Genomic DNA, 11,510 nt, shown 5'->3' with positions numbered 1-11,510 from the left:
CTGCGAGGCGGTAGCCGTCGCGTGAGGTATCGCTCGCTGGTGCGCGAGCCCGACGGGCGTGCCCGTGGTGTGCCAACCACCGGCGGTACCCGGTCGATCCGGGCTCTTACCCGACATGGCACCCTGGAAGCGGTCCGTCTCCGGCATGAAGGACGACAGATGCGTCTCGACGAGCACGGCCGTTGGGTCAGCGATGACGGTGCCTATGTCTGGGACGAGGCCGCCCAGACCTGGCAGCCGTCATCGGCAGCGCCGCCGGCCGGTCCGTCGGCCTTGGCGCGATTCGGTAACCATCCCGGTGGGCCCGCCTTCGGTGCCGGTCCGGTCGGGGAGCCTGGATCCGGTCGGGCCGGGTCCGATGTAGGAGCGCAGGGCGGTTCGTTCGGTGGGCGGCCCGGCGCTGCCGGCTCGTCGCCCGATTCCGGGCCCAGCGCCGTGGAAGCGGCTCCGGCACCGCCGAGCTGGGGCGGGGCGCTCACCGATTCACCCCGCCCCCTGAGCGGCCCGGTGGCCACGCCATCAGCGCCGGACACACAGGGGCTGGCACCCTACGGCCCCACCGGCCAGCGCGGCCGGTGGGGGGAACCGGCCGCGGACGTCATTGCACCGCGCGGGCCGTCGGAGTGGGGCGATCTGACCGGTCCGGCCCGCCGCGCGGGTGCGGCGGATCCCGTCGATCCGGTGGCTGCGCCCGCAGGGCCGGCCGCAGCGCAGACGACCTGGGGCGACGGCGACTCGACTGGCGAGATCCGGCGTGTCGGGGGCATGGCGGCGACGTACGCCCCGTCCACCGGTGGTGCGGCGGACGGCACACCGCGGTGGGACGGCGATCCGGACGGCGGGCCGGAGCCGTATGCCGGGTCGTTCGACGAGCACGACAGTGGATGGGCACCGTCCGGGCCCACCTCCCGGCGCGGGGCGACGGCTCGGCGCCGGGCGGCGGCCCGGCGTGCCGAGGCCGGCGGGCTGCCGGCACGGGTCACCGCGCTCGTCCAGCACGTGCGCGACCGTCCGCCGCTGCTGATCGGCGCCGCCGTCGTTCTCGTCTGCCTCGGGCTCGGCGTCATCGGATTCCTCGCCCTCGGCGGCGGTGGATCGGGCTCCGGGACCGCGGCCGGGCCGGCCGCGGTGGGGAAGGGCCGTTACTCCCCGGAGGTCCGTCGGGCATATCTCAGCTCGTGCCTCGACGTCAGCAACGGTAACGAAGGCTATTGCACCTGCACGCTGGAGAAGCTGGAAGCCGACTACACCCAGGAGGAGTACCAGCGGTTCAGCGACAACGTCCAGTCCGAGTCGTCGCAGCGCATCGTGCGGGAGATCTATGCCGCCTGCCGTGACAAACGATGACGATTACCGGTGTACAGTGGGTTGACAGAACTATTATCACATGCCTAGATGGGCTGCGGGACGACGGACGAGAGTGCTATTGCTTTTTCGTCGGTGATGTGATAAGATGTCCTTCACGTATCAACGGGCGGTCATGGCGGTGCGGTTCTCCGGGACACATCCCGAGACCGCTCCTCCCGGAGCGAGGCTGCCCCACGTGCATTCGTCCGCCCGGGCGGGGGACCCGGTGGCGTGGCCAGATCACACATTTACCCGACGCACGTCCACGCGATGACTGCCCGCATCGTGCTGACCAGGGGGGCAGGAGATGCCGCCCTATGATCAAATACAGCGGTTCAGTGGCCATGATGCCTGAATCCGGGATAACGTCGCCGACGTCCGGCGCCCGCGCCCGGAGGCGGGTGACAGTTCTGTGACGACCTACGACACCGACCGCGACGGTGCCACGGGGCGCCCGGCTGCCTCCCGTCGTGACGACGATTTCTTCGCGGTGGAGCGGGTGGGCGAGCAGGCAGCCCGTCCTGTCTCCCGTGAGCCCGCGCCCACGTCCTGGGATTCGACTCCCTGGCCCCGGCGTGAGCCGGCGCCGAGACCGGGACCGGCCATGCCGCCGGCAGGCGGCGGTGCGCGTCCCGCCGATCCCTTCGACGTGACCACCACCTGGGACGGTCCGGCGCCGGGACCCGCCGGTGGACGCCCGCCGGGCATCTCGGTGACCCCCCCCGCTCCCGCTGGCCCGTCTACCCCGGCGGTGTCATCCGCCGCTCCGGTGGCTCCTCCTGTTCCTCCTGTTCCCAGGGGTCCTCGGGTTTCCGCCGGTCCGCCACCGACCGCGTCCCGGCCGACGTCCTACCTCCCCTCGGCGTCCCCGCCACCGCCCGCGGCGTCCAGGACGGCTGCGAGGCCGCCCGACCTGCAGGTGGGCGGGCCCGCTCGAGAGGCCTATCCGGTCCCGACCGGTCCGCCGTCGGGACCGGTGCAGATGGGCCGTTCCCCACGGGCCGGCGGGGCGGCGGGGACCACCTCCGGGACGAGATCGGGGGGTGGCGCTTCCGCAGACCCGTTCACCGGCGGGTTTCCGATCTCCGCCCGACCGGTTCCCGCGCCACCGTCCCGGGCTGTTCCCACATCGTCGGCGGACCTCAGGAGAGCTCCGGGCCAGTCGGGCACCCCGAGCCGGGTCACCGGCCCGGCCTTCCCGGTGGTGCCCGGGAGCTTTGGCGTGACCGCCGCCGCACCGCCGCCCGATGCCGGGCCCCGAACCGCATACTCCTCGACGGATCCTTGGAACGGGCACAGCTCGCCCCGCGTTCAACTGCCCGGTGCGGGCGCGCCCGCACCGGGCCCGGGCCCCCTGAACCGGGAGGCCGGCGGGGTCCGTCCCGGTGGCGGTGGATCCGCCGGTCCGGGCGCGACCTCATCAACTCCGCCCCGCGGATTCGGGGGCGCGGCAGCCTATCTGCCGGGATCGGCGTCGAGTCGTCCCGGCAGGGACCCGGGTCCGGGAAGAAGGGGCCCGAACGGCGGTTCTGGGGGCAACGGCGGTTCCGGGGGACTGCCCCCACACTCCCGCCAGGACCGTCTGCGCTCCCGCCAGGATCGTCCGCGGGACCCCCGCGACGGCGGAGCGGATCTCGCAGGCTGGCGGACTCCCCTGTCCGGCACCGAAGACGTCGTCCGTCCTCTCCCGCCCAACGGGCCCAACGGGATCGCCGGACTGGTCCCCGGCCGTGAGGACCCGCTCTCCGGACCGCTCCCGGTGGCCCGGCGACGATCGTCGGTGGAGACTGCGACGGGGAGCGACTGGAGGATGCCGGCGAATCGGGCATCTGGACCGAGGGACTCGTTGGCCGGTCCGACTGACCGGTTGCCCGGCCAGAACGGGCTGCCCGCTCCGGCCCGCGGCCGGGCGCTCGCGGCCCCGGAGCGGCGGGCGGCTCCCGAGGCCGGCGCCGATGCGTCGCGGGCCAGCGGTCGGCCCGCCGACCTGGCTGTACCTCGGGTCGAGGAGACGATGACGACCGCTCGTCCGCTGTATCGGCCAGACGCCTCCGCGCCGCCGGCCGGGACCGGTGCGCGTGGCCTGGTCGGAACTCCGTTGCCGCCGGTGGGGCGCCGACCCGAGTCTCCCTCGGAGAGGACGTCCCTGGTGCCCCGGCGGGGATCGGGAAAGGCCAGAGGTGCCGGCCCCGCGCCGGATGACGACAGCGGCTGGCAGCCCTCCCGGTCGGTGCGCAAACCGAGTGGTCGCAGTGTGCCTGCCGACCGCCGCCGCACCCCGAATCCGGTGACCGACACCAACAATCTCCAACCGGTCTCGGCTCCTCAGCCCATCCGGTCATCCGGATCGACGCGATCGGGTGAGCGGGGTGCGGCGAACGGCGGCGAGCGCCGGCGTGGCACCGCGGACCGGGCCGGTCGCGCTGGCGGAACCGGCGCCAGGAGCCGTGGGCATGCTGGCCGGCATGAGGAGGGCGCCGAGGCCGGCGGCCATTCCGGGCCTGGGCGGCGGGCCTCCGGACGTGATGCCCGCGCGGTGGGGCTGCGGGAACCGGGGGATGCCCGGGATGAGCCGGACGACGAGGACCTCTCCGGCGAGGATCGCCTCGCCTGGCTTCATCAGGGTTGGATCGGTCCTTTGGCCGTTGCGTTGCTCCTCGCGTTGCTCGCGGTTGGCGGCTATGCACTCCTGCGCGGCGATGGCGACGGCAAGAGCGCGCCGTCGGTTTCGCCGGCTCCCCCCATCGGCTTGCCGACGCCCACCACGACCAGCCCGGACGCGATCAATGGCAAGGCGATGATTGATGGCAGCTGGGAATGCCGGCTTGTTACCGGGACGAATCCCCTGAAGCTGTCCGACAATGTCGTCGGTGTGCTCGTGGTCGAACGGACCGCCGGTGCCTACAGTTGGGGCGGCACCGCCGGTCAGTACACGATCACGCCGGTGGCCGGTAATGACGGCGGGAATGTGATCGGCAACGTGAAGTTCACCGGCGGGCCACTGAAGGATCTTTCCGGGGTGCACATCGCCAAGCCCGGGGCCGGAATCCGCGACAAGGCGCAGGGCACGCTGGAACTCACCGCGAGTGGCAGTGCGCCGCACCGATACTGCGGGGTGAACTGAGAAGATCCATCCCCATGCTGACGGTAAGTGAAACACCGATATGTCGGATCTAAGGCGCCCCTGGTCGCCCGGGATCTGCCGAGTTCCGACCCCGGCTGTCGGATTCAGGGTGGCGTGGGGCAGGATCAGGTGCCATGCTCAGGTCTGACCGTAGTGAGGGTGGCGGACGGTGTCCCGCCGCTGGCAGGACGGATGTGGCTGGCGGTGCGGACGGGGGCGTCCCCGCTCCCCGGGAGAGCGGCCGACGGGCCGTTAACCGGCGCGGCCTGCTTCGCTGGGCCGGGACCGCGGCGGTCGCGGCACCGGCCGCCGGGCTGTTGGCCGCGTGCGGGGGTTCATCCTCCTCGGCTAGCGCGACGCGCAAGGTACGTCTCGGCTATGTGACGTCCCGGACGGGGGCGTTCCGCAGTTACAGCGTGGTCGACTCGTATGTGCTGCAGACGATGCGCACGATCCTGGCCGACGGCGTGAAGGTGGGGAACCGCACCTATCCCGTCGAGATCTTCGTCCGGGACTCCGAGTCGGACCGCCATGGCGCCGGGACCGCGACAACCGACCTGATCTTCAAGGACAAGGTCGACATCGTGCTGGTCGGTGGCACCTCCGACACCGCCATTCCTGTCGCGGACCAGTGCGAGATCAACCAGGTTCCCTGTATCTCCACAATCGCCCCGTGGCAGGCCTGGTGGAATGGCCGGGGCGGCAACGTCGATATGCCCTTCCGCTGGACCTACCACTTTTTCTGGGGCATGGAGGACCTGGTGGCGACTTACGTCGCGATGTGGAGCCAGCTCGGGATCACCAAGGTGGGGCTCATGTATCCGGACGACGACGACGGCCGCGCGTTCGCCGACCCGGACTTCGGAATTCCCACCATCCGCAACTACAACAATCTCCGGCTGACGTCGCCGATGTCAGCCGGCTACTCAACCGGGGCGCCCTCATTCAAGACCTATATCGATGAATTCAAGAAGAACGGGGTGCAGGCCGTCGTCGGCGTGTCCCGGGCCGCGGACTTCGCCACCTTCCGGAAGGAGACCAGGGCCTCCGGTTACTCGCCGAACGCCCTGACGATCTCCAAGGCGATCTACTTCCAGGAGGATGTGCGTGGCCTCGGTACCGGTGGTGACGGTCTTACCACCGAGGTGGCGTGGTCACCGGCGCATCCCTTCCGTAGCTCGCTGACGAACAAGACGTCCCTGGAGTTGGCCAACGACTTCACCAGCGCCCGCGGTCAGGGGTGGACCCAGACCCTGGGATTTTCGTACGCCCTGTTCGAGGTCGCCGTCAAGGCGCTGAGCAACGTCGACTCCCTCGACAGTCGGGAAGCCGTCGCCACGGCCATCCGCGACGTCGACGCCCAGACCATTGTCGGACCCGTGGCGTTCGGAGCTCAGCCCAACGTCCCGAAGAACGTGGCCCGCATCGCCCTCGTCGGTGGTCAGTGGAACCAGAACCAGCAGGCGAACGATTTCAACCTCAAGATCGTCAACAACGCGGGTAACACCAAGGTCCCGCTGGAGGCCGAACTCCGCAAAGTTCCCTCGCCCGTCTGAGCTCGGGTCGGCTCGTTTGCCCGGGGCGACTGGCACCGGCCGCCCCGGGCGGGATCACCTCAGGTCCGTGCGGTTGCCCGCGACATCGTGTGCTCGACCACCGCGATCAGTGCGCTCTTGGTGGAGTCGCGGTTGCGGGCGTCGCAGGTGATGACGGGAACGGCCGGGCTGATCTGCAGTGCTTCCCGGACGTCCTCGATCGAGTGCCGCAGAATCCCGTCGAAGCAGTTGACGCCAATCACGAAGGGCAACTGCCGCTGCTCGAAGTAGTCGACCGCGGCGAAGCAGTCGGCCAGTCGGCGGGTGTCGGCGAGCACGATCGCACCGATGGCTCCCCGCACGATGTCGTCCCACATGAACCAGAAGCGGTACTGCCCGGGGGTGCCGAACAAGTACAGGATCAGATCCTCGTCCAGCGAGACTCGGCCGAAGTCCATGGCGACCGTGGTGGTGGTCTTGTCCATCAGGTGGGTGAGGTCGTCGATGTGGGCTCCCGCCTCGGTCATGACGGCCTCGGTGCGCAGCGGGACGATCTCGGACACCGAACCCACGAATGTGGTTTTTCCGGCGCCGAACCCGCCCGCTACTACGATCTTAACCGAGGTCGTGGCGACGGCGGAGTTGACCCGCCTGTTGTCAGAGCTTTCGAAGGCCACTGAGAACCCTTTCGAGCAACGCGAGATCCGGTGCCTCGTCGCGGTCAGGCTGCTGGTGGACGCGGACGAAGCCTTCGTCCGCCATGTCGCCTACCAGCACGCGGGCCACCCCGAGGGGCACCCGGAGGCCAGCGGCGATCTCCGCGATGGATCGCACCTGCCGGCACATGGCGGCGATGGTCTGTTGCTCCAGGTTGAGGCCGATCGCTCGTTCCTCGCCGAGAGGCGTCGTGAAGACGAGTGCCTCGATGGCGAGTTCATAGCGCGACCGAGTGCGCCCACCGGTCATCGCATACGGACGGACGACCGGCCCGGGCGTGCCCTCGGGATCGATACTCACCCTGACTCCCTGTGTTGCCGTCCGGTCACCGCGGAAGGGTTCCCTGCAGCTCGGCGCGCAACGCCGGGGTCAGGACGTCCTTCGCCCGGCTGACCAGCAGGGCCATCTCATAGCCGACCAGACCGATGTCGCAGGATGGTGCCGCGAGCACTGCCATGCTCGCGCCGTCACTGATTGCCATGATGAAGAGAAAGCCGTGCTCCATCTCCACGACCGTCTGGGTGACGCCGCCCGCCTCGAAGACGCGGGCGGCGCCCTGGGTCAGGCTCACCAGTCCCGAGGCCACTGCGGCGAGCTGGTCGGCGCGATCCCGGGGGAAGCCGTCGGAGACGGCGAGTAGCAGGCCGTCTGCGGACACCACGACGGTGTGGGCGGCACCCGGGACTCGATCGACAAAATTGTTGATCAACCAGTTGAGGTTCTGGGCTTCAGAACTCACGGGTGTCACCGTTCCTCCTGCGCGTCACGTCGAGGATTCCTCGCGGTGTCGACTCCGACATCACGTCCCTGCCGTACGCCCTGGTAGAAGCTGGCAAGCCGGCCTCCTACAGCCTCAGGAGATCTGGCCGAGGTGTCGGCGGGACGCCGGCGGGGCGCGGGTTCGGCGCTGCCGGGCACGAGATGGGTCATGGGAACTCGCACCGGTAGGCCCGACCGCGTCACGCCGCCTGTGCTCGGTTGACGCAACAACTCGGCCGCCTGCCAGCCGGCGTCCCCGGGAGATGTCCAGTTCTCCCGGGACGGGGTCTGCTGGGGCGTTGCCTGGTGCTGTGTTGGCTGGTACTGCCCTGCCGTCTGATGGTGCGGGGCCGTCTGACGCAGGGCCGTCTGATGCTGGGCCGCGAAGGCCGGGACGGGCGGAGCCGCCGACGGCGCGTCCGCCGCGGGCTCCTCCCGCGCCGGTGTCCGGGTACCCGTGAGCGGATCGACTCCGGAGCGGGCGGGGCCGCGTTGCCCGAAGGCCCCACCGAGCCCCGGACGGACCGGGGAACGGGCCGGTGGCGCCGCCGTACCGGCATCCGGCCCGGTGAGGTGGGCCGCCGCGGCCGCCGTCGAATGCTGGGCGGGCGCCCGACTGGACGGCGGACGTCGCTGGAACCACGCCGACACGGAGTCGAAGATCGGCGACGTCTCGATGTCGTCGGTGTCCCGGTCCGCCGTGGTCTGTTCGCCGGTGTCCTCGCCGGAGATCGCCTCCGTCGCCCCGGTATCGCGGAACCGCCGGGACCCGAGCGCCGACGCCGGCCGGTCGCGGGGACCGGTGGACTCCATGGGCTCCGATCGTTCCTGCGGAACGGGCCGGTTCTCGGAGCGGGCGAACACACTGCCGGCCCCGGGGGTCGGCTCCTCGGCCGGCGGGGTCCGCTCACCGGCCTCGGGCCGGGTCTGGCCGGGCGGTCTCGGGCCGGGCGGTGCCGGGGCGGTGTCGGGCTGCTCGGTCCGACCGGGCCCGGTGGTGCCGCCGGGACGTGGTTTGGTCCCCCAGCGGTTGTCCCCGAACGACACCGGTCTCGTCTCGTCCGTGACCAGATCATCCCGTCGTCCGAATCCGCGCCGGTCGATGGTCTGGGTGTCCGGTACGACGTCGGGGGGCGGTTCGGCGTCGGTGGCCGGGTCGAGCCGGCCACCGGGAGCGGTGCCGCCGCGGCCGCGAAGGACATCGAGGTCGAGTTCCCGGTCGTTGAGTTCCCGGTCGTCGAGCTCCCGTGGGTCACGGGGACCGTCCTGCCCACCGGGGCCGGGCCGGTCCCGGTCCCGGGCTCCCGGGACCGGGTAGTCCCCGTCGTTTCCTCCCCGCCCGAGTAGATCGTGCGGCAGGGTCGGCGGAGCGGCGCCGGTGCTATCCGCCTCGCTGTCGCGCTCGGTGCCGCTGTCGAGGCCGGGGGTGAAGTCGTCCGGCCCGAAGTCGCGATTATCCGCGGTGGGCAGCGAACCCGTTCGGTCGGACCCGAGCTGAGCGGCGGCCAGCGGCCCGGTGAGCGGGAACGGCCTGGTGTTGGGAAACCGCCGGGGCCCACTGGAGTCGTCGAAAAGGCTTTCCGGTCCGGCGGGTTCACCTGCGGTCCGGTGCCCGTTGGCCCCGGTGCCGTTCGTCGGCGCGACCCTGCCGCCCACCGGTTCGGGAGTTCCCGAGCCGGTGCGCTCCGGCCGCTCCGGTGCACGCGGTCCGGTCGGGGAACCGGGGATGGCCGGCGCGTCGCCGGCGCGGGTTCCTAGCGTCGGCGCGGTGGGCCGGCCCGGTCCCGTGCCGGCCCGGCCGTCTCCGGTCACCAGCTTGGCGGGCAGCCGGACGACAGCGGTGATACCTCCGGAGGCGGATTCGCGCAGCTGGACGTGGATGCCGTGGCGGCTGGCCAGCCGACCGACCGCGAACAGGCCCATGGTCCGTGACACCGACACGTCGACCACCGGCGGGTTCGCCAGTCGGTCGTTGACCCGTTCGAGTTCCTTGGCCGGCATGCCGATGCCCTGGTCCTCGATCTCGATCATCGCCCCGGCCCCCGGACCGAGCGAGCGGCTGGTGACGAGGACGCTGGTGGCCGGCGGCGAGTACGAGGTGGCGTTCTCGAGGAGCTCGGCGACCAGGTGGACGACGTCGCTGACACCGTTGCCGGCGATGGACACCGCGGCGGCCGACGTCTGCTTGACCCTGGTGTACTGCTCCACCTCGGAGATGGCCGCCAGTACGACCTCGTTCAGCGGGACGGGGTGTGTCCAGCGCCGAGCGGTGTCCGTGCCGGCGAGGACGAGCAGGCTTTCGTTGTTCCGCCGCATACGGGTGGCGAGGTGATCCAGCTTGAACAGGTTGGACAACTGGTCCGGATCCTGCTCGCGGTTCTCCAGCTCGTCGATGAGACGCAGCTGCCGTTCGACCAGTCCCTGACTGCGCCGGGAGAGGTTCACGAACATCGCGTTGACGTTGTTCCGCAGCGACGCCTGTTCGGAGGCCAGCCGGATCGCCTCCCGGTGAACCTCGTCGAAAGCCCGCGCGACTTCGCCGACCTCCTCGTCAGTGTCGATACCGACCGGTTCGATCGAGTCGTCGATGTCCAGCTCGGTGGAATCGCGCAACCGACGGACGGCCTCGGGAAGCCGGTGATCGGCGATGTCCAGCGCGGCGGTCCGCAGCGCCAGCAGGGGGCGGACCAGCGAGCGCGCGACGACCAGTGCGGCGAGCAGGGCGAGGGCCAGGATGAGCACGATCAGTAGACCGGACAGCAGCGCGTGGCGCTGGATGTTGCCCCGCAGGGTGCCTATGCGGGCGTCGACGAGGCCCAAGAGCTTGTCGACGGCCTCCGTACCGGTGTCGATGGTCTGCTGGGTCGCCTGGTCCCATTTCTCGGCTTCCAGCGCGGTCAGCGGCTGACCGATGGGCGCATTCAGAATTTCTTCGACATAATTCTGGGTGTTGCGGATGTCCCCGTTGGTCTCGGTGTCGATCGTCGGTTCGTAGACCGCGAGCTGGTCCGGTAGAGCGACGTTCTCGAGATCGTTGCGCTGGCGGCCCCGCTGGGTCTCGGCCGACAGGAACTCGCGATAGTCGTCTGCCGTGAGGACATGGTTCCCGTTGCGGGTGAGCAGGCCGTGGATAAGTGCCTGCTCCTCGGCGAGAAGCTCCGTCCCGGACATCAAGAAGTAGGCCGTGTTGACCCCGGCGTTGAGCTCCTGGTCGTCATTTCCCTGCGGGATCAGCCGGATCAGGTTGATCAGCGAGTTGATGATCGGCTGAAAGGCGGTCTCGACCGCCTTCCTGTCGATCAGCCTTTCGATCGTCTGCCGCTTGGCGGGCAGCGTGTCCATCCGGCTGCTGATGTCGTCGAGGGCGCGGCGTACCTCGCTGCCGAAGGATCCTCGCCGCTCGCTGGCAGCTGACTTGTACGCCTTGTAAGCTTCATCGACCGCCGCCCGGCGGGTGGGAATCGTGCTCCCGTCCCGGGCGCCGACGGGACCGCTGGCGATGAATCCGGTGCTGTAGGTGCGCTCGGCCTGCAGGGCGTGGACCAGCCCGGACGCCGAGCGGCTGATCTCGGTCAGGTCGGACATCCGGTTGACGTCCCGCGTGCTCGTCAGCACCGTACCCGCCTCGATGGACGAGTAGGCGAGGATCGCGATGACAGGCACGGCCAGAATCGCGATCAGCTTGGTGCGTACCCGCCAGTTGGTGGGGTTGGCGGCGGCGCGGTGAAGGCGCGCCAGTCCCGACCCGGCTGGGTTCGGTGGCGCGGCGAATCGACCATCGCGCTGCCCGCCGTCTTCGGCGTCCACGGGCGAACCCGGCGCCACTGTCGGCTCCGAGTCTGCGGCGATGCCCGTGCTGCTGGCCATCGGTTGTCTGCGCACGTACCTTCGCAACCTCTCCGCCAGCCTCCCGGAACAGGTCGTACCAGGATGGCTCGGTATCGGGCCCGGATGTCCCTTGTCAGGCACCATAGCGGTACGAAGTCGGCATCCGAAAGGCGCCCACCGTAAGCGCCTTGGTGGCTGCA

8 protein-coding genes are annotated in these 11,510 nt (G+C 70.3%); 3 read left to right on the top strand and 5 right to left on the bottom strand.

What is annotated here, in order from left to right; all coding sequences use genetic code 11:
- Positions 1–159: 159 nt before the first annotated feature.
- Positions 160–1,347 carry a hypothetical protein gene (locus tag AC08OQ_RS02915; protein WP_476598508.1) on the top strand — a complete coding sequence of 396 codons (1,188 nt, stop codon included), beginning with the start codon at positions 160–162 and terminating at the stop codon, positions 1,345–1,347.
- A 2,338-nt stretch (positions 1,348–3,685) separates the two neighbouring features.
- Here AC08OQ_RS02915 and AC08OQ_RS02910 read toward each other — a convergent pair.
- Complete coding sequence (locus AC08OQ_RS02910) at positions 3,686–3,967, bottom strand: hypothetical protein (protein ID WP_476598506.1); 282 nt, start codon at positions 3,965–3,967, stop codon at positions 3,686–3,688.
- A 30-nt stretch (positions 3,968–3,997) separates the two neighbouring features.
- On the opposite strand from AC08OQ_RS02910, the gene AC08OQ_RS02905 reads away from it, so the two are divergent.
- Positions 3,998–4,471, top strand: coding sequence for a hypothetical protein (locus AC08OQ_RS02905; RefSeq protein WP_476598504.1), 474 nt, complete (start codon positions 3,998–4,000; stop codon positions 4,469–4,471).
- Between the two features lie 194 nt (positions 4,472–4,665).
- Positions 4,666–6,027, top strand: coding sequence for an ABC transporter substrate-binding protein (locus AC08OQ_RS02900; RefSeq protein WP_476598502.1), 1,362 nt, complete (start codon positions 4,666–4,668; stop codon positions 6,025–6,027).
- 59 nt (positions 6,028–6,086) lie between these two features.
- On the opposite strand, the gene AC08OQ_RS02895 is transcribed toward AC08OQ_RS02900, so the two are convergent.
- From AC08OQ_RS02895 to AC08OQ_RS02880, 4 genes are read right to left on the bottom strand one after another with little or no spacing between them, the layout of a single operon-like run.
- Positions 6,087–6,683 (bottom strand): GTP-binding protein, encoded by a 597-nt coding sequence (locus AC08OQ_RS02895; RefSeq protein ID WP_462185733.1) that lies wholly within the window; start codon positions 6,681–6,683, stop codon positions 6,087–6,089.
- Positions 6,664–7,023, bottom strand: coding sequence for a DUF742 domain-containing protein (locus AC08OQ_RS02890; protein WP_011435095.1), 360 nt, complete (start codon positions 7,021–7,023; stop codon positions 6,664–6,666). Before AC08OQ_RS02890 ends, AC08OQ_RS02895 begins: the two co-directional genes overlap by 20 nt.
- A 25-nt stretch (positions 7,024–7,048) precedes the next feature.
- Positions 7,049–7,471 carry a roadblock/LC7 domain-containing protein gene (locus AC08OQ_RS02885; protein WP_476598500.1) on the bottom strand — a complete coding sequence of 141 codons (423 nt, stop codon included), beginning with the start codon at positions 7,469–7,471 and terminating at the stop codon, positions 7,049–7,051.
- Positions 7,468–11,349: a nitrate- and nitrite sensing domain-containing protein gene (locus AC08OQ_RS02880; protein WP_476598498.1), complete on the bottom strand. Its 3,882-nt coding sequence runs from the start codon at positions 11,347–11,349 to the stop codon at positions 7,468–7,470. The genes AC08OQ_RS02885 and AC08OQ_RS02880 overlap by 4 nt, the downstream gene beginning before the upstream one ends.
- Positions 11,350–11,510 lie beyond the last annotated feature (161 nt).

The sequence above is a fragment of the Frankia sp. CcCS3 genome, from assembly GCF_977927575.1.
This window is presented reverse-complemented; position numbering and strand designations above follow the sequence as displayed.

Bases quoted from the DNA above. Each gene is read 5' to 3' on its own strand.
- AC08OQ_RS02915 (WP_476598508.1), top strand. From the start codon at position 160: ATGCGTCTCGACGAGCACGGCCGTTGGGTCAGCGATGACGGTGCCTAT.
- AC08OQ_RS02910 (WP_476598506.1), bottom strand. From the start codon at position 3,967: ATGAAGCCAGGCGAGGCGATCCTCGCCGGAGAGGTCCTCGTCGTCCGG.
- AC08OQ_RS02880 (WP_476598498.1), bottom strand. From the start codon at position 11,349: ATGGCCAGCAGCACGGGCATCGCCGCAGACTCGGAGCCGACAGTGGCG.